The organism is Trebonia kvetii, from assembly GCF_007827045.1.
In the GTDB taxonomy this organism is placed as follows: Bacteria; Actinomycetota; Actinomycetes; order Streptosporangiales; family Streptosporangiaceae; genus Trebonia; species Trebonia kvetii.
Genome location: NZ_RPFW01000004.1, coordinates 770094 through 786517, shown reverse-complemented (window position 1 = coordinate 786517; position 16424 = coordinate 770094). Strand labels below are relative to the sequence as shown.

Below are 16424 nucleotides of genomic sequence, written 5' to 3'. Positions count from 1 at the left end.
CCTCGCTTCGCTGCGAATGCTGTGCTGGAGCTTGACTGTACAGTTTCCGGGCGCAAAACTGAATCTAACTTCAGTTTTAGTTTCAGGGAGGCCCGCATGGAATGGCGGAACGAGGAGTTCGACATCGGCGGCGTCAACCACCTGGCGCTCGTCTGCTCGGACATGAAGCGCACCGTCGAGTTCTACACGCAGGTGCTCGGCATGCGGCTGATCAAGACGATCAACCTGGGCCTCGGGGCCGGGCAGCACTTCTTCTTCGACATGGGGGGAGGCAACGCGCTGGCGTTCTTCTGGTTCCCCGACGCGCCCGACGCGGTGCCCGGCGTCTCCGCGCCGGTCACGGTGCCCGGCATCGGCGAGTGGACGAGCGCGGTCGGCTCGATGAACCACGTCGCGTTCAACGTGCCTGAGGAGCGGTTCCTCGAGTACCGGGCCAAGCTGAAGGCCAAGGGCGTCCGGGTGTCCCCGATCCTCGACCACGACGACAGCGAGTTCGGCGTCGCCCGCGAACTGCACCCTGGCGTGTTCGTTCGTTCCTTCTACTTCCAGGACCCCGACGGAATCCTGCTCGAGTTCGCCTGCTGGCGACGGGTCATGGGCCAGCCGGGCGACGTGCGGCACGAGCCGAAGACCAGTGCTGACCGGACTGGTGCCGACCGCACCGGCGCGAGAGCCTGATGCTCTCCCTGGTCCACGTGCTCGAATGGCGGGCCGCAGTACAGCCCGACCTGGTGGCGGTGTCTGACGACCGCGGCGCTGAGCTGAGCTACGCGGCGCTGCTCAACACCGTGGAGGCGTCCGCCGGCGCGTTCGCGGCGGCCGGCGTCGGTCCTGGCGACGTGGTGCCGGTCATCGCGCGCAACCAGGCGGGCTGGGTGACGGCCGTGCTCGGCCTGATCAGGGCGGGCGCGCTGCCCGCCGCGGTCAACTGGCGGCTCGCCGCGCCTGAGGTGACCGCGTTGCTCGAGCTGATGAGGCCGGGGGTCGTAGTGACCGACGACGACTGCGCGGCGCTTGCCGCAGCGGGCGCCGCTCCCCTGGGCGTCCGCCTGCTGCCAGGTCTCGGCGGGGGCGGCCAGGCACTACCGCCCGCGCGTCCTGCCGACCGGCTGCGCGGCGCCGAGCCCGCCCTGCTGCTGCACACGAGCGGCACCACCGGACGGCCCAAGCTCGTGCCGCTGACGCACGATCAGCTGATCGGCGCGGTCACGTTCATGAGCCTGGAGGTGCCCGAGGCGGCGCCAGGCGCCAGGCACCTGAGCGCACTGCCGCTGTTTCACGTCGCGGGCCTGGCGAACCTGGTCTACGTGCTGTTCACCGGCGGGCACCTGCACCTGCTCGGCGGGTTCGACCCGGCCGGGTACGTCGACGAGCTGGCCAGCCGCCGGATCCAGCTGACGCAGCTGGTCCCCACGCTCATCGCGGCGGTGACGGCCGAGGTGAGCTCGCGCGCGCAGCGTCCTGACCTGTCGAACCTGATCGAGATCGTCTACGGCGCCTCGCCGATCAGGCCGGACGCGCTCGAGCGCGCCGTCACCGTGCTCGGCTGCCGCTTCCGGCAGAACTACGCGAGCACCGAGACCGGTCCGCTGCCGATCAGCTCGCTCTCGCCGCGCGACCACGACCCAGCGCGGGGGCGGCTGGCCACGGCCGGCCGGCCGTCGCTCGGCTGGGAGGTGCGGCTCGGCGACCTCGGCGAGATCCAGGTGTGCGGTGCGGAACCGCTGCCCGGCTACTGGAACGACGCCGAGGCCACCGCCGCGACCCTCACCCCCGACGGCTTCTACCGGACCGGGGATGTGGGAACCCTCGACGCCGACGGCTTCATCACGATCGTCGAGCGGCTCAAGGACATGGTGATCACCGGCGGCGAGAACGTGTACCCCGCCGAGGTCGAGGCGGTGCTCGCCGGGCACCCGGCGGTCGCCGACATCGCTGTGATCGGCATCCCCGACGCGCGGCGGGGCGAGACCGTGCACGCGGTGGTCGTCGCCGGGCCCGGCCTGGACACCGACGAGCTGCTGAGCTTTGCCCGCGAGCGGCTCGCCGGGTACAAGTGCCCCACCGGCGTCACTGTCGTCGAGGAGCTGCCGCGCAACGCGACGGGGAAGGTGCTGCGCGCGGAGCTGCGCGGGCCGTTCTGGGCCGGGCAGGACAGGCGCGTCTCGTGACAGTCGCATGACGGGGGCCTCGTGACCAGGACGGGGCGCAAGGGACGTGCCACCGATGAGGCCTTCAAGGAGGCCGCCCGGGTGGTGTTCGCGCGCGACGGCTACCTCAACGCCAAGATCGGTGACATCGCGGCGGAGGCCGGCCGGTCGGCGGCGTCCTTTTACAACTACTACGACACCAAGGCGGACCTGCTCATCGCGCTCGCCGAGGAGTTCCACGAGGAAGCGACGTCCCTGGCGATGCTGCCGTTCCGGGCCGGCCTGGCCGGCCCGGACGCGCTGCGCGAGGCGGTCGCCGGGTTCTGGCGGACCTACGCAAAGCGGCGCGGCGAGCTGATCGGCATCTTTCAGGCCGCGATGGTCGAGGGCAGCTTCCACGACCGCTGGCTTGAGCTGCGCGGCGAGGCGATCAGGCGGATCGCCGGCGAGGTACGGCTGGCGCAGGCGCGGGGCTACTGCCCGGGTGTCGATCCGGTCATGACGGCCTCGGCACTGTCGGCCATGCTCGAGCACTTCTGCTACATCTGGCTCGGGCAGGGCGGCGAGAAGGGCGTGCCGCTCGACGATGAGCGTGCCCTGGACGCGGTGGCCACCATCTGGGTTAAGGCGGTCTACTGGCGAGCCGAGGACGGGCGCGCCTAGCCGCGCGCGGTGGCTGGCAAGGGCATCCTCGACATGTTCAACTAGTCCTATCGAGTGATCGGTACAGTCACGTTCAACGGAGAACATACGTGAACTTCGACCTGCCAGACCACCTGCCGCCGCTGCTCCAGCGCATGGACGCGTTCATCGAGGCGGAGATCGTGCCGCTGCAGGAGCAGCACAAGCAGTTCTTCGACGAGCGGCGCGAGTTCGCGCGTACCGACCTTGATCGCGGCGGCCTGCCCAGCCGGGAGTGGGAGGAACTGCTCACCCAGATGCGCAGGCTCGCCGACGCCGCCGGCTGGCTGCGCTACGGCCTGCCCGCCGCGCTCGGCGGCCAGGACGGCAGCAACCTCGACATGGCCGTCATCCGCGAGCACCTGGCCACCCGGGGTCTCGGACTCCACAACGACCTGCAGGACGAGTCCTCCATCGTCGGGAACTTCCCGCTGGTGATCATGATGGACCGCTTCGGCACCGATGCCCAGCGCGCGGCCTGGGCGCAGGCGATGCTCGCAGGCGAGCGCTCGCTTGCCTTCGGCCTGACCGAGCCGGAGCACGGCACGGACGCGACATGGCTGGAGACCACCGCGGAGGCCGATGGCGACGGCTGGCGCATCAACGGCACCAAGCGGTTCAATACCGGCGTGCACCGGGCGACGCATGACCTGGTCTTCGCCCGTACCTCCGGCCGCGCTGGCGAGGCACGGGGCATCACCGCCTTCATCGTCCCGGTCGGCGCACCCGGCTTCGAAATCCCGTTCTACTGGTGGACCTTCAACATGCCGACCGACCACGCGGAGGTCGTGCTGCATGACGTCCGCGTCCCGGCCGACGCGGTACTCGGCAAGGTGGACGGCGGGCTCGACGTCGCGCAGGCGTTCGTCCACGAGAACCGCATCAGGCAGGCCGCCTCCAGCCTGGGCGCGGCGCAGTACTGCATCAACGAGGCCGTCCGCTACGCCAAGGAACGCACGGTGTTCGGCCGTCCGCTGGCTGTCAACCAGGCCATCCAGTGGCCGCTCGTGGAACTGCAGACCGAGGCGCAGATGGTCCGGCTGCTTGTGCGGTCCACCGCGGCGGAGCTCGACCGCGAGCACCACATGGCGGTCTCCGATCACGTCGCGATGGCGAACTACCGCGCGAACCGGCTGGCCTGCGACGCTGCTGACCGCGCGATGCAGGTTTTCGGCGGCCTTGGCTACACCAGGCACCAGCCGTTCGAGCACATCTACCGCCACCACCGCCGCTACCGGATCACCGAGGGCTCGGAGGAGATGCAGATGCGCCGGGTCGCGCAGCGGCTGTTCGGATTCGGCCGCGGATGACCGGCCCCGGCCAGTCCTCGGCGGCGATCGCGGACCGGCTGCCCGAGCTGCTCGCCCCGGTCCTCGGACCCGGCCTGCGCGTCGGCCGGGTGGAGCCGCTGTCCGGCGGGGCGAGCAGGCAGATCTGGGGAATCCAGGTGCACGGCGGCGACGGCCGCAAGCACGAGCTCGTGCTGCGGACGGGCAAGCCAGTCGACCCAGACGGTGACACCAGCGGGGGCCTCAACGCCGGGATGGAGCTCGAGGCGGCCAGCCAGCGGGCCGCCGCCGCAGCCGGGATGCCCGTGCCCGCGGTGCTCTGCGCGAGTGACGACACCAGCGCTCTCGGCTGCGGATACCTGGTCAGCGCCCGGGTTCCCGGTGAGACCATCCCCCGTCGCATCCTGCGGTCGGCCACTCCCGGCGCGCGCCAGCGGCTGCTCGCGCAGTCCGCGACGGCGCTCGCCGCGCTGCACGCGGCCGACCCTGACTCCGTCCTCGGGTTGCCCGAGCATGACCCGCTCGTGCTGTGGGGTGACTGGATGGACTCGCTTGGGCAGCCCAGCGCCGTCTTCGAGGTCGCGCTGCGCTGGCTGCTGCACCATCGCCCAGCGCCTGGCGGCAGCGCCATCGTGCACGGCGACTTCCGACTCGGCAACCTGATGGTGGACGACTCGGGGCTCGCCGCGGTGCTCGACTGGGAGCTGGTGCACCGCGGCGATCCGCTGGAGGACCTTGGCTGGTTCTGCGTCCGGGCCTGGCGTTTCGGCGCGGACGACCGGCCGGCGGGCGGTCTCGGCTCGATCGAGGAGTTCGTCGCCGGCTACGAACGCGCGGCGGGCAGGGCGGTCGACAGGGACGCGCTGCGCTGGTGGCAGGTACTCGGCACGCTGCGCTGGGGGGTGCTGTGTCAGTACCAGGCCCACCGTCACCTGTCCGGCCAGACCCGCTCCGTCGAGCTCGCCGCCGTCGGCCGCCGCGCCTGCGAGAACGAGTGGGACCTACTTGAGCTGCTCGCGGAACAGGGGATCGCCTGATGCCTGCCTCCTCAGCCGCCGGCCACACCGTCTACGGCCGGCCCACGCTCGGCGAGCTGGTGGCCGCCGTCAGGGAATCCCTCGCGGCCGCCGCCGCGGGAAGCGCGCCCCCGCCGTCCGGGTTCGGCGCCCGCGTCGCCGCGAACGCGCTTGCCATGGTCGAGCGGGAACTGGCGCGCGGCGAAGCCGACCAGCGCGCCTACGCCGGCCTGCTCGCCCGGCTCGGGGCCGCCGACGAGGCGGAGCTGGCCGCCGAGATCCGGGCCGGCCGCCGCGACCACCAGCTCGCCGAGATCGCCAGGGAGTTCCGCGCCATTGTCGCGACCCGGCTCGCCGTCGCGCACCCGGGCTACGACACGCCGCTGCGACGTCAGGGGTTAGCGCAGGCGGAAAAGCTTGGCCAGGCGGCCCTGCTGCTTCCCTGCCGCGGCCGGGTGCCCGGCACACCACTGGTCTGCGGGGACGCCGGCCTTGACCTGAGCCACGTGCTGGCCGCAGCCGGCCCAGCTGGTCTTGCCGCAGGTCTTACAGGGGACGGGACGGCACATCGAGGCTTCCTTTTTCTTCGCTATCTGGTGGGGTGGCCGTCAGGCCGCGTTCTCGCCAGCCTCGCGGGCCTGCGCGAACTCGCAGAAGGCATCGTAGGCGCGCGGACCGTAGATCGTGGCGGGGCCGCCCTTCATCAGGAAGGTGACGCCGATCGCCTCCGCGGCCTCCTGGCGGGTCGCGCCGGCCTGTGCCGCCGCCTGGGCGTGCGAGGCGATGCAGCCGTCGCAGCCCTCCACGACTCCGATCGCCAGGGCGATGAGCTCCTTGGTCCGGACGTCGAGCACCCCGTCGGCGAACGCCGCCCGGTGCAACTCGCCGAAGCCCGCGTAGACGTCTGGGATGGCGCGGCGGAGCTCGCGGTGAAGCGGAGATTGCTGGCGAAGCACGGTCTTGCCGTGTGCGGAGGCGTGGTCAGACATGCGGTGGGACTCCTTCCGTTGAACATCCCCCCACGGGGATACCACGATCGTACCCTATCCCCCTGGGGGGATGTGCGTGCCCTGGCCTGACGCCGCGACGAGCTACGCGCCGAGCAGCAGCCTGGCCCGCAGGGCGAGCAGCAGCCTGAACCGCGTGTCCGGCTCGCCGAGAGCGTCACCGAACAGCTCGCTTACCTGTCGCAGCCGGTAGCGGATCGTCTGCGGATGCACGTGCAGCAGGCGGGCCGCGGCATTGGCGTCGTCGGCGCTCTCCAGCCAGGCCAGCAGCGTCCGCGCCAGCCGGTCAGCCTGGTCGGGGCGCAGCCCGCGCAGCGGCGTGAGCGCCTGCCTGCTGAGCGCCGCCGCCAGGTCCTCGTCGGCAAGCAGCACCAGTGTCGGCAGGTGGTCCTCGCACCAGGCGATCCCCGCCGCCCCGCCGGCGCTGCTCTCCACCCGGATGAGGCCCCGCCCGGCCAGAGCGAGCGCCCGGCCCGCCCAGCGCAGCGACCCACCCGCTCCGGTCAGCGACACCAACGGCCCGACCGCGGCCAGCTGCGCGTGGGACGGCGCGCGGCCGCCATCGGGTTCAGCCGTTGTCAGCCAGCCGCCAAGCAGGGTCGCGAGCTGCTGCCGTCGGCCGGGGCCGTCCGGGTCGGCGATGAGCAGGCACGGGTCGCGCCGCGTCAGGTCGGCGAGCACTCCTGGCGGCAGCGGACCGCAGGCACGCCCGGCAAGCGGGGTGAGCGCCACCGCGGCCACCCGCCGCGGCAGCGGCCAGCCGGCCGCCCTGGCCAGGCCCGCGATCGCCGGAGCGGGAGGGGCCGGGCTCGACGTGAGCATGTCGAGCAGGCGCCGCCGCAGTTCGTTCGTGTCACCGGCGAGCTCGGCCCGTGCCTCGGCATAGCCTGCCGAGCAGGAGGCGGTGAGCTCATCGAGGTACCAGAAGACCGTCTCGCCGACGCGGGTGAACGTTTCCGGGTTCCCGCTGCCCTGCCTCGCCTGCTCAAGCAGGCGGTGCCAGGTGACCCGCGCGCCGACCCGCAGTGCGGCGTGCAGCGCGCCGAGGCTGCGCCCCTCCATGGCGAGGAGCCTGCCAAGGTCGCGGAACATGCCTGCCGCCGACGCCGCCCCCGGCGGCTGTGCCACCGGAGACGCCGCCGGGCCGGTGAGGCGGGCGGCGAAGCCCGCCACGGCGTCCCTGGCCACGCGGCGCACGGCCCGGGCGGCCTCCTCGTCGGCTGGCTGCGCGTACTCCTCGACCTCGCTCATGACGGCGGCGGCGATGTCCTCGGCGAGCGTTCCGAACGCGGGAGGCAGCCAGCCCGCTGCTGCAGCCGAGCCTGGCGCCTGGCCATCGGGGCCTGGCGGCTGGCCGGTCAAAAGTACTTCGGCGTACTTTTCCACACCGCTGATGTTACTTGCGAGTAATTCCGCTGTCACTGGCTGGTTTTTATTGCGGAGTGATAAGTGGCGGCCGGACTCAGTCACCGTGGTGAGCAGACGCGCGCCGGGCCCGGATCTCTAATGAGGTGACTAATAACCCCCAAGGAAGGGATCCGCCGATGCGTTCGTCACGTGTGCCGGGCGGCAACCGCCGCGTTCTGTTCCGCGTCGCCACCGTGACCGCGGCGGCGACGATGGCAGCGGCCGTCGCGCTCGGGCCGGTACTAGCGGCCCCCGCCCGGGCGGCCACCGCGCTGCCGGTCAACTACGACTTCATCGCCGGGGCGACTGTCGCCGCGCTGGCACCGCAGACGCCGCCGCCCGGCGCCAACAACTGGTCCTGCCAGCCGAGCGCCGCCCATCCCTACCCGGTGGTCCTCGTCCACGGCACATTCGCCAACATGGACGACAACTGGCAGGCGGCATCGCCGCTGCTCGCCAACCACGGCTACTGCGTCTACGCGTTCAACTACGGCGGCGCATCGGCCTCGTCGGCCATCCAGGGCACCGGCGACATCGCCGCCTCGGCGGCCCAGCTCGTCACGTTCGTGAACACGGTGCTCGCCGCGACCGGCGCGTCCAGGGTCGACCTGGTCGGCCACTCCCAGGGTGGCATGATGCCCAGGTACTACCTCAACTTCCTCGGCGGCGGCGCCAAGGTCAACGACTTCGTGGCATTGGCGCCGTCCAACTACGGCACCACACTCGACGGCATCACCGAGCTCGCCACCCTGCTCGGCGTGGCCGGCCAGATCAACGGACCGCTCAGTTCCGTCTGCGCGGCCTGCGTGCAGCAGGAGCAGGGATCGGCCTTTCTCGGCGGACTCAACGCCGCGCCGACGGTTCCCGGCGTGCATTACACCGTGATCGAGAGCGTCGACGACGAGGTGGTCACGCCGTACACGAACGCGTTCTTGCCCGGCGCGGCCAACGTCACCAACATCACCGTGCAGCATCAGTGCGTGCTCGACGGCAGCGACCACCTGGAGATCGCCGCCGACCCGATCGCGATGGCCGACATGCTCAACGCCCTCGACCCGTCGCACCGGGTACGCGTCCCCTGCCTGGTCGTGCTGCCGGTCACCGGCCCCGTCGGCCCGGTCCCCGCTCTCTAACTTGCCCGGCCGCCAACGGCGGCTACGCGTTGCGGGCGGCGAGGGTCGCGTCAGCGGCGGCGCCGGCCCGGGACGCCGCCTCACGACCGCGTGTCAGTGCCGCCCGCCGGCCACGGCTCGCGGAATACGCCGGCTGGGTTCGCGCGGCGGAGTAGACGAGCGCGGACGGGTCGCACGGGTTAGCACATCAACCAAGCTGCCAGGAGTGCCGGTCTTTGTCGCTAACCGCGAAGGGCTTGAACCTGACGTTACGTGAGGTGGCATCCTCAGGGTCATGGCGACCGATGAACGCGCGTGGCGGATCGGGGACGTGGCGGTCGCGACCGGGCTGACCGTCCGGGCGCTGCACCACTACGACCAGATCGGCCTGGTGGTCCCGTCCGAGCGGAGCACCCGGACCCCGCGTCGACGCCGGAGCAGGCGTGGCTGCGCCGGATCCTGACCGAGGCGGCGGCGTCGCTGCCCCCGGTGGCGGCCGACTTCCCGCTCCCCGGGCCCTGGCGGCCCTGCCCACCTGACGGGGCCGGCCAGGCCGCGCGCCGCGATTGACAGTCAGCGCGATTGATACCAGGTATTCACGAAGGCGATCGCCACGGTAGTGACCGCGCGGCCGCCGGGTGCTTCGATGGGGCGCATGCCTACTATCCCCCGCCGGGTCGTCACCGGGCACGACGAGCGCGGCGTGTCCGTCTTCGCGTCCGACGGACCCGTCGCCGTCACAAGGAACGCGCCTGACGGCGCGTACTTCTACGAGATCTGGTCCACCGCCGCGATGCCCGTGTCCATCGCGGCGGCCGAGCCCGATCCGACGCTGTCCGCGCTGACCGTGCCGCCGTCGCCGAACGGCACCAAGATCCGGATCAACGAGTTCCCGCCAGGCGTGGTCTCCCCGGTGCACCGCACCCAGTCGGTCGATTACGGAATCGTGCTGTCCGGTGAGGTCGTGCTGGTGCTCGACGACAGCGAGACGGTGCTGCGGGCCGGTGACGTCGTGGTGCAGCGGGGCACCAATCACCGCTGGGAGAACCGGTCGGACGGCATCGCGCGGATGGCGTTCATCCTTGTCGACGGCGCGTTCGCGCCGGACCTTCTCGACACGCTCGGCAGCGAGGTGCTCGGCGGCCTGCTGCACGACCCCATGCACGCGCCGAACACTCGTGTTCACGAGGGAGAGGCCTGATGGACTACGAACTTGCCGGGCGGACGATCGTCGTCACCGGCGCCGCCCGCGGCCAGGGCGCCGCCGAGGCGGAGATCCTGGTGCGCGAGGGCGTCCGGGTGGTCGGCGCCGACATACTCGACGACGAGGGCGAGGCGCTCGCCGAGCGGCTGACGGCGGCCGGGCCAGGCACGATGGAGTACCGGCACCTGGACGTGTCGAGCGAGGCCCAGTGGGCGGACCTCGCGGCCTACCTGGCCGCCGGCGCTCCATCGTCCGGCGGTGTGCTGCACGGACTGGTGAACAACGCGGGCATCCCGTACCGGGCCAAGCTCGCCGACATGGACCTGGCCGGCTGGGAGCGGGTGATCGGCATCAACCTGACCGGCACCATGCTCGGCATGCGGACGCTCGCGCCGCTGATGCCGGATCACGACGGCGCGTCCATCGTCAACATCGGCTCGATCGCCGGCCTCACCGCGCACTTCGCGCTCGCCTACACGGTCTCCAAGTGGGGGCTGCGCGGACTGACCAAGGCAGCGGCGCTCGAACTTGCGCCGCGCGGCGTCCGCGTCAACATCGTGCATCCCGGCCCGATCGAGACGCCGATACTCGACGACGCCAGCCCCGTCTTCGTCCAGGCCAGCATCGAGCAGACCCTCGCGGGCCGGTTCGGACAGGCCAAGGAGGTCGCCGACGTAGTGGTGTTCCTGCTGTCGGCGCGCGCGTCCTACCTGAACGGCGCGGAGATCCCCGTCGACGGCGGCCACACCTCGCACGGAGGCGCCAAGGCGATATCCGACGCCCTGGCCCGCGCGGCGAAGGCCGCGGGGTAACGCGGCCGCAGATGACGGCGGAGTGACGCCCGGCACCGGCTTGCGCAGGTGCCGCGTGTCTCCGAACCGGCCACAGCCCGCCACGCCGCGGACCGGCCGGAGCCGGAAAATTGGTCCCTAGTGCCGGGGACCGCGGGGCTGGCCGCGACGGGCCTGCGGAATCGGCGGGCAGGGCGCGGACTCGACGATCATGTTGCGGACCGTGCCGAGCCCCTCGACCTCCAGGGTGACCACGTCGCCGGGCACGAGCGGCGGCGGCACCCGCCGCCCCCTGCGCCGCGAACTCAAGCGCCGCCGCGGCCCATGCCACGTGCGGTCCCGCTGATCAGCGCGACCTTCCCGTCAGGCTTGCCCATCGGCTGTAACCCTTTCCTGGCGCGCTGCCCTGGGCAGATCACACCGGTGCGACCGTTCCCGAGCGACGTTAACAACGCGCGCCAGCGCTGGAGAAATCACCAAGCCGTATGGCAGCTATGCGCAAATGGCGGCTTCCGATGCTGGTCGCGGTCAACTCCGTGGTCGGCAACACCGGCGACAGCGGCTATGGCACCTACGTCATCGGCAACGCCACCGAGTACCTGCTCGGCACCCAGTTCAACGTGGGCACCTACGCCACCATCTTCACCGGCGGCACCGCCACCTACGCACCGCAGCCACCCTGGCCGGCGACTTCTACAACGGCTACCGCGGCGGCCCGGCCACCGGCGGCGGCGGCCCGGGCCCGGCGCCGGCCAGCGGCCTGAACCTGGTGGTGAACCTGTCGGCCTCCAGTGTCACCGGCACCCTCACGGCGGCGCTTTCGACGCACTTCGTGGCCACGATCGACTCCGACAACTGGTACGACCTCGGCAAGGTCAGCAACGCCCCGCAGGCGGCCGTCAACAACGGCGTCATCGTCTCGCTTGCCAGCCACAGCAAGTGGAACGTGACCGGCACGTCCTACCTGACCGAGCTGTCGCTCGACGCCACCTCAGCGGTGACCGGGCAGCACGGCAAGAAGGTCACCATGACGGTCGACGGCACCCCGACCGCCATCAACCCCGGCGCCAGCTACACCGGCGCCATCGTCGTCACCGCGACCTGAGTAACCGTTGCCTGCTCAGGCGGAGCACGCACCCGTTCGGGATGATCCTTAAGACTTTCCTCCCGAACGGGTGCGGGTGGCTCTCCCCCGCACAACCCCGCGCTGGCGGCTGGTCAGCCGCGACGCGTGCCAGGATTCTTCGGGTAATCCAGCACCGGCTTCCCGGCCGCCCTGGCCTCCGGAATCTCCGCCGCCTGGCCGGCATCCGGCGCTGTGCCGCCTCCCGGCCGGGCGGTGACCGGCGCCGTGTCGTCGCCGGTCAGCTCGGAGAGGGCCGGCGCGCGCTCGGCGAGCAGCCGCAACCCGATGCACGCCGGGCAGACGGCCTCCGTCCAGGTTGCCCGCCGTCGCCGCTTGGCGAGCCAGAACGCCGCCATCGCGACGGCCAGGGCGGCGATGGCCGCGAGCGCCGGGCCCTTGGCCTGGTCGAAGGCGCGGACCGCGAGGGGACCGAGCAGCAGGCCCAGGACCAGGTGCAGCTGGAGGAACACGCTGCTGCCGAGGATGAGCGCGGGCAGCGCACGGCGTCCGCGCACTCCGGAGACGCCCGCGGCGATCACGGTAAGCGTCCGCAGTCCCGGGGTGGCGCGCCCCACCGCGAGCCCGATCCTGCCGCGCCTTTCCGCGAAAGCGGCCGCGCGGCCGACGCGCGCATTGGTCAGGCCGACGCGCGGCCCGTACCTGTCAATGAGCCGGTGGGCCGGTCCACGGCAGGCCGCGAACAGCGCCGCCGTCCCGGCGACCGCGATGATCTCGAACGCCGCCACCGCCAGCCACAGCGGGAACTGGCCCGCGCCGACCCGCTCCCCCACCGTGAACATGACCAGGTCGGCGGGGAGCGGAACCGGGATGCCCGCCTCCATCGGCAGCAGCAGGATCACGGCCGCGAACCCGCTCACGCCCGCTGCGGCGCTCTTCATGGCGCGGGCGCCGGGACCTCGCGCTCGACGAGGCGGGCGAGGCCGGCGATGCCCTCGGCGGACTGGTTTTCCATGGCCGCGTGGATCACCGGCCCGAGTTCGGGGAAGTCGAGGTCGCGCTGGAGGCGGGTGCCGCCGAACCCGGCGCTGGTGAGCTCGTAGCCGATGCGCAGGTGGCCGAACGACAGGTCGGCCTCCAGGGCCATGCCGTGCGGCGGGTTGTGCTCGGTGACCGTCCAGATGCCGGTCCCCTCGATGCCCGCGATCGTGACGTGCTCGGTGATCTTGTCACCAAGCTGGGCCGAATGGTCGATGTCGCCCTCGACGCCCCGGGTGGCCGGATGCCATTCCGGCCAGAACCGGGCCGTGCTGACCACGGCGAATACGTCCTGGATCGGACGGTCGACGACGAAATGATGACTGACACGTGGCATGCCTGGTTCCCCTCCCTTGAGTCGCGCCGCTGGGGGCGGGGCTCTCAAGGACAATGCGTCGCCGCGACCGCCGGCGGATCACCGTGACGGAGGGCGCACTCAGAATTCACCGCGAAACGCCTGTTTCTTGTTCAGTTCTGTCCCTAAGATCCCGCTAGTGGATCAGCGCCACAAGGGGCCAGCCGGGCCGGGCGCCGTCAGGAAAGAGTCCCCCTGTGAAGTCGCAGTTCCGCGGCCGTGGCCGCCTGCTTACCCTGGTCACAGCCGTCGTGGCCGCGGTGACCACGGTTCTGTCGTTGTCGCTGACCGCCGGGCCGGCGACCGCATCCGCGGGACCTGGCAACAGCGGGTGGCAGGCGGTTAGCCTGCCCGGCCCTGTGGTGCCGGGTGTGCCTTCGCTTGCCTCCTGCACATCGGGAACCTCGTTCTGCCTGACTGTTAGCCAGCTGAATAACCTCGGGTACACCGTCAGCGTGACGGCGGACGCCGGGGCAAGCTGGCAGCACTACGCCACCTTGTCGGCCGCGATGTCGTATCCCAATGCGGCGTCCTGCCCGACGACGACCGTCTGCTGGCTGGCCGGGTACTCCCCTGCCCCCGCGTACGGCCCTGGCGTTGCCGAGACGACAGACGGCGGCAAGACCTGGACCGACATGACGCCGGCGAATCTGCCCTTTTCGTGGCAGCTAACGTCCATCGACTGCGTTTCCGCCACCACGTGCTGGATCGCGGGCGACGACTCTCCCGGCGTGGCTCCGGGCTTCACGCCGGTCCTCGGCGAGACGACGGACGGGGGCGCGAACTGGACCTGGTTCACGAACCTGCCGGCGATCACGCAGTACGACCCGCAAGGGACCTATGCGCTCGACGCCATCGCCTGCACGTCAGCCCTCGACTGCGTCGCGGGCGGCGGCCTGGATGTAGGCGACGGGCTCGCGCAAGTCATCTTCACCACCGATGGCGGCGAGACATGGTCGCGGTCGACTGACCCGACGCTGACCGGCCTGCAGGAGATATTCGGGCTGTCCTGCGTGAACGGCTCGGGTGGACTGCCGACGTGCTACGCCGCCGCCGCTGCGACCTCGGCGGCCGGACCTGTCGTGATCAGCTCGACCGACGGCGGGGCGACGTGGAGCGGCATGGAGACCTACGACAACACCGGCTGGATGTACTCGATCGCCTGCCCGGATGCGGCGCACTGCCGGGCGACGGGCGCGGGGACCACTGTCGGGCTTGTCGGCACAGCCGACGGTGGCAACTCCTGGACAGTCGCCACCTCGGACACGTCCAACGAGGAGGGCAGCGTCGCCTGCGCCTCGGTCAGCTTCTGCGTGACGACCACCGACAACGCGCTCTGGGAGACAACAACCGGTGGCGGCGGTTCCGGCGCGTCGAAGGCGGCCGCCGGAACGCGGCTGTCGGGCGTCGCGGCAGCCGTCAAGCTGGCCGCGAGGTGGCTGCCTGAGGTCAGCGGACCGACCGTGGCCGCCCTGGCCGGCCGGACCGCGACCGTAACCGGCCAGTACCGGGCCCTCCACACGGGCACCGCCCGGGTGACGTTCACCCTGCCCACGGGAACGGTGAAGACCGGGTCAGCCTCGATCGGGCTCAACGGGTACTACACGGTCACCGTCGCCGGCACCCCCAAGGGCGTGACCAAGGTGCAGGTATCCATCGCCGGGAAGGTCTACCAGACCGTCGTTGTGCACGGCTACCCGGCTCCCGCCCCGGCCGTGACGTCCATGTCAGTGCACGCCGGGCCGGCCGGCGGCGGGACGGCCGTCACAATCAAGGGCACCAACTTCCGTCACGTCTCTGGCGTGTACTTCGGCTCCGCCCTGGTCAGGACCGTCGCGGTCAGTTCGCCGACCGAGCTGACCGTCAAGGCGCCGGCCGGGAAGCAGGCGAGCTACCTGACGGTAGTGACCAGAGACGGCGGCCCGAGCCCGCTCACCGGGCGGTCAGTGTTCAACTTCCTGGCCAAGCCCGCGCTTGGGAAACTTTCGCCCGCGTCAGGTCCGGCCGGCGGCGGGACCACGGTCACCATCACCGGGTCCGGGTTCGCCTTCGTCAAGAAGGTGTACTTCGGCACCAAGCTCGCCGCTCACTTCAAGGTCGTCTCTTCACGCGAGATGAAGGTCAGCGCGCCCCCGGGCACCGGCACGGTGCAGGTCAGGGTCGTCACCGCTGGCGGCACCACTCCCGTGACGGCAGGCGGCTCCTTCAGCTACTGATCGTCGGAGGCGGACGCGGCAGCGTTGAGGCGGATGCGGCAGCGCTCGATTAGCCGCGGGAAGATCTCCGGGTCATCCAGGGCGCGCGACAGCACGATCGCGCCCTGGATGGCGGCGACCGTCTCGATCGCGGTCACGCGGGCTGCTTCCGCACTGCCACCCGCGGTACTGGCGCCCACGGCGCTGAGGGCCGCGGCGAGTGCGGCGATCCAGCGCTCGAAGTAGTCGGCGATCGTCGCCGCGAACAGGTCGCGCTCCCCGCCGAGCGCGAAGGCGCCCTGTAGGCAGACGCGCCTGCCGGACTCGAAGTAGCCGGTGACGGCGTCGAACATGGCGCCGATCGCGCCGGCATCACCCGCCTCCGCGTTACCCAGCGGCTCGAAGACGCTGCCGGTGAACCAGGCGTCGACATCGGCGAGCACGGCGGCGGCCATCTCTTCCTTGCCGCCGGGGAAGAAGTTATACAGGCTCCCCTTGCCAAGGCCGGTGGCCGCGCAGAGCACGGCGAGGCTCGCACCCTCGTATCCATGCTCGCGGAAGGCCTCCGCGAGCGCCGGGATCGCCGCGGCCCGTTCGGTCATGAGCCGCGGCACGGTCACAAGCCCAGGTCGCTGAGGCCCGGATGATCGGCCGGGCGCGGGCCGCCGCGGTCCCAGTGGAACTTGCGGTCGGCGTCGGCGATCGGGACGTCGTTGATGCTCGCGTGGCGCTCTGCCATGAGGCCGTCGGCGTCGAACTTCCAGTTCTCGTTGCCGCAGGCGCGGTACCAGTGGCCCGCGTCGTCGTGCCACTCGTAGCAGAACCGCACCGCGATGCGGTCCCCGTCGCAGGCCCACAGCTCCTTGATCAGCCGGTACTCGTGCTCGCGCGCCCACTTGCCGGTGAGGAACTCGACGATCTCCTCCCGCCCGTTGATGAACTGCGCACGGTTGCGCCACCTGCTGTCTGGCGTGTAGGCGAGGGAGACCCGGTGCGGATCGCGCGAGTTCCACGCGTCCTCGGCGGCCCGGATCTTCTGCGCGGCGGTCTCCGGCGTAAACGGCGGGACCGGGGATCGCTGTGCCATCGCGTCCA

General features: G+C 71.3%; 20 protein-coding genes and 1 pseudogene. 13 read left to right on the top strand and 8 right to left on the bottom strand.

The window, feature by feature from the left end; all coding sequences use genetic code 11:
* Window positions 1–96: 96 nt before the first annotated feature.
* From EAS64_RS23550 to EAS64_RS47560, 6 genes and pseudogenes are all read left to right on the top strand, one after another.
* Window positions 97–678 carry a VOC family protein gene (locus EAS64_RS23550; protein ID WP_145856090.1) on the top strand — a complete coding sequence of 194 codons (582 nt, stop codon included), beginning with the start codon at window positions 97–99 and terminating at the stop codon, window positions 676–678.
* Window positions 678–2171, top strand: coding sequence for a class I adenylate-forming enzyme family protein (locus EAS64_RS23545; protein WP_145856088.1), 1494 nt, complete (start codon window positions 678–680; stop codon window positions 2169–2171). Before EAS64_RS23550 ends, EAS64_RS23545 begins: the two co-directional genes overlap by 1 nt.
* Window positions 2172–2192: 21 nt before the next feature.
* Window positions 2193–2813 carry a TetR/AcrR family transcriptional regulator gene (locus EAS64_RS23540; protein WP_145856085.1) on the top strand — a complete coding sequence of 207 codons (621 nt, stop codon included), beginning with the start codon at window positions 2193–2195 and terminating at the stop codon, window positions 2811–2813.
* 89 nt (window positions 2814–2902) lie between these two features.
* A complete protein-coding gene (locus EAS64_RS23535) occupies window positions 2903–4141 on the top strand; it encodes an acyl-CoA dehydrogenase family protein (RefSeq protein ID WP_145856083.1) in 1239 nt (412 codons plus the stop codon).
* Entirely contained in the window at window positions 4138–5157 is a 1020-nt protein-coding gene (locus tag EAS64_RS23530) for a phosphotransferase family protein (protein WP_145856081.1), read from the top strand. Before EAS64_RS23535 ends, EAS64_RS23530 begins: the two co-directional genes overlap by 4 nt.
* Window positions 5157–5450: pseudogene (locus tag EAS64_RS47560) on the top strand (DUF6285 domain-containing protein); the annotation flags it as partial. The gene EAS64_RS23530 and the pseudogene EAS64_RS47560, both read left to right, overlap by 1 nt.
* A gap of 84 nt (window positions 5451–5534) precedes the next feature.
* On the opposite strand, the gene EAS64_RS43765 reads toward EAS64_RS47560, so the two are convergent.
* The 3 genes from EAS64_RS43765 to EAS64_RS23515 all read right to left on the bottom strand — a co-directional run bounded on the left by EAS64_RS43765 (window position 5535) and on the right by EAS64_RS23515 (window position 7529).
* Window positions 5535–5705, bottom strand: a complete 171-nt coding sequence (locus EAS64_RS43765) for a DUF8730 family Cys-rich protein (RefSeq protein WP_187366130.1) — start codon at window positions 5703–5705, stop codon at window positions 5535–5537.
* Between the two features lie 39 nt (window positions 5706–5744).
* The gene (locus EAS64_RS23520; protein WP_145856079.1) at window positions 5745–6125 is read right to left on the bottom strand and encodes a carboxymuconolactone decarboxylase family protein; all 381 of its coding nucleotides are present in this window, start codon (window positions 6123–6125) and stop codon (window positions 5745–5747) included.
* A 102-nt stretch (window positions 6126–6227) separates the two neighbouring features.
* The gene (locus tag EAS64_RS23515; protein WP_145856077.1) at window positions 6228–7529 is read right to left on the bottom strand and encodes a PucR family transcriptional regulator; all 1302 of its coding nucleotides are present in this window, start codon (window positions 7527–7529) and stop codon (window positions 6228–6230) included.
* A 158-nt stretch (window positions 7530–7687) separates the two neighbouring features.
* On the opposite strand from EAS64_RS23515, the gene EAS64_RS23510 reads away from it, so the two are divergent.
* From EAS64_RS23510 to EAS64_RS23495, 4 genes are all read left to right on the top strand, one after another.
* Window positions 7688–8683, top strand: coding sequence for an esterase/lipase family protein (locus tag EAS64_RS23510; protein WP_145856075.1), 996 nt, complete (start codon window positions 7688–7690; stop codon window positions 8681–8683).
* 274 nt (window positions 8684–8957) lie between these two features.
* Window positions 8958–9125, top strand: a complete 168-nt coding sequence (locus EAS64_RS23505; RefSeq protein ID WP_145856073.1) for a MerR family DNA-binding transcriptional regulator — start codon at window positions 8958–8960, stop codon at window positions 9123–9125.
* A gap of 192 nt (window positions 9126–9317) precedes the next feature.
* Window positions 9318–9863 (top strand): cupin domain-containing protein, encoded by a 546-nt coding sequence (locus EAS64_RS23500; protein WP_145856070.1) that lies wholly within the window; start codon window positions 9318–9320, stop codon window positions 9861–9863.
* On the top strand, window positions 9863–10678 hold the full coding sequence (locus EAS64_RS23495) for an SDR family NAD(P)-dependent oxidoreductase (RefSeq protein WP_145856068.1): 816 nt from the start codon (window positions 9863–9865) through the stop codon (window positions 10676–10678). The genes EAS64_RS23500 and EAS64_RS23495 overlap by 1 nt, the downstream gene beginning before the upstream one ends.
* A 117-nt stretch (window positions 10679–10795) precedes the next feature.
* On the opposite strand, the gene EAS64_RS43760 is transcribed toward EAS64_RS23495, so the two are convergent.
* Window positions 10796–10939, bottom strand: a complete 144-nt coding sequence (locus EAS64_RS43760; RefSeq protein WP_187366129.1) for a hypothetical protein — start codon at window positions 10937–10939, stop codon at window positions 10796–10798.
* Window positions 10940–11172: 233 nt separating this feature from the next.
* Between EAS64_RS43760 and EAS64_RS23485 the strand changes: the two genes are divergently transcribed.
* Both EAS64_RS23485 and EAS64_RS23480 read left to right on the top strand, forming a co-directional pair.
* Complete coding sequence (locus EAS64_RS23485) at window positions 11173–11421, top strand: hypothetical protein (RefSeq protein WP_145856066.1); 249 nt, start codon at window positions 11173–11175, stop codon at window positions 11419–11421.
* A gap of 5 nt (window positions 11422–11426) precedes the next feature.
* Window positions 11427–11762 carry a hypothetical protein gene (locus EAS64_RS23480; protein WP_145856064.1) on the top strand — a complete coding sequence of 112 codons (336 nt, stop codon included), beginning with the start codon at window positions 11427–11429 and terminating at the stop codon, window positions 11760–11762.
* Between the two features lie 113 nt (window positions 11763–11875).
* On the opposite strand, the gene EAS64_RS23475 is transcribed toward EAS64_RS23480, so the two are convergent.
* On the bottom strand, window positions 11876–12682 hold the full coding sequence (locus tag EAS64_RS23475; RefSeq protein ID WP_145856063.1) for a DedA family protein: 807 nt from the start codon (window positions 12680–12682) through the stop codon (window positions 11876–11878).
* On the bottom strand, window positions 12679–13116 hold the full coding sequence (locus tag EAS64_RS23470; RefSeq protein WP_145856061.1) for an SRPBCC family protein: 438 nt from the start codon (window positions 13114–13116) through the stop codon (window positions 12679–12681). The genes EAS64_RS23475 and EAS64_RS23470 overlap by 4 nt, the downstream gene beginning before the upstream one ends.
* A gap of 215 nt (window positions 13117–13331) precedes the next feature.
* Here EAS64_RS23470 and EAS64_RS23465 point away from each other — a divergent pair, with 215 nt between their 5' ends.
* A complete protein-coding gene (locus tag EAS64_RS23465) occupies window positions 13332–15350 on the top strand; it encodes an IPT/TIG domain-containing protein (RefSeq protein ID WP_145856059.1) in 2019 nt (672 codons plus the stop codon).
* Here EAS64_RS23465 and EAS64_RS23460 read toward each other — a convergent pair.
* Together EAS64_RS23460 and EAS64_RS23455 are read right to left on the bottom strand one after the other, a co-directional pair.
* Window positions 15344–15943, bottom strand: a complete 600-nt coding sequence (locus EAS64_RS23460; RefSeq protein WP_145856057.1) for a TetR/AcrR family transcriptional regulator — start codon at window positions 15941–15943, stop codon at window positions 15344–15346. The genes EAS64_RS23465 and EAS64_RS23460 overlap by 7 nt on opposite strands.
* A gap of 2 nt (window positions 15944–15945) precedes the next feature.
* Window positions 15946–16416, bottom strand: coding sequence for a nuclear transport factor 2 family protein (locus EAS64_RS23455; RefSeq protein WP_145856055.1), 471 nt, complete (start codon window positions 16414–16416; stop codon window positions 15946–15948).
* Window positions 16417–16424: the final 8 nt, after the last annotated feature.

Coding starts and splice junctions, on each gene's coding strand:
- EAS64_RS23530 (WP_145856081.1), top strand. CDS start 4,138: ATGACCGGCCCCGGCCAGTCCTCGGCGGCGATCGCGGACCGGCTGCCC.
- EAS64_RS23455 (WP_145856055.1), bottom strand. CDS start 16,416: ATGGCACAGCGATCCCCGGTCCCGCCGTTTACGCCGGAGACCGCCGCG.
- EAS64_RS23495 (WP_145856068.1), top strand. CDS start 9,863: ATGGACTACGAACTTGCCGGGCGGACGATCGTCGTCACCGGCGCCGCC.
- EAS64_RS23505 (WP_145856073.1), top strand. CDS start 8,958: ATGGCGACCGATGAACGCGCGTGGCGGATCGGGGACGTGGCGGTCGCG.
- EAS64_RS23545 (WP_145856088.1), top strand. CDS start 678: ATGCTCTCCCTGGTCCACGTGCTCGAATGGCGGGCCGCAGTACAGCCC.
- EAS64_RS23510 (WP_145856075.1), top strand. CDS start 7,688: ATGCGTTCGTCACGTGTGCCGGGCGGCAACCGCCGCGTTCTGTTCCGC.
- EAS64_RS23470 (WP_145856061.1), bottom strand. CDS start 13,116: ATGCCACGTGTCAGTCATCATTTCGTCGTCGACCGTCCGATCCAGGAC.
- EAS64_RS23475 (WP_145856063.1), bottom strand. CDS start 12,682: ATGAAGAGCGCCGCAGCGGGCGTGAGCGGGTTCGCGGCCGTGATCCTG.
- EAS64_RS23500 (WP_145856070.1), top strand. CDS start 9,318: ATGCCTACTATCCCCCGCCGGGTCGTCACCGGGCACGACGAGCGCGGC.
- EAS64_RS23485 (WP_145856066.1), top strand. CDS start 11,173: ATGCTGGTCGCGGTCAACTCCGTGGTCGGCAACACCGGCGACAGCGGC.
- EAS64_RS23520 (WP_145856079.1), bottom strand. CDS start 6,125: ATGTCTGACCACGCCTCCGCACACGGCAAGACCGTGCTTCGCCAGCAA.
- EAS64_RS23550 (WP_145856090.1), top strand. CDS start 97: ATGGAATGGCGGAACGAGGAGTTCGACATCGGCGGCGTCAACCACCTG.
- EAS64_RS43765 (WP_187366130.1), bottom strand. CDS start 5,705: ATGTGCCGTCCCGTCCCCTGTAAGACCTGCGGCAAGACCAGCTGGGCC.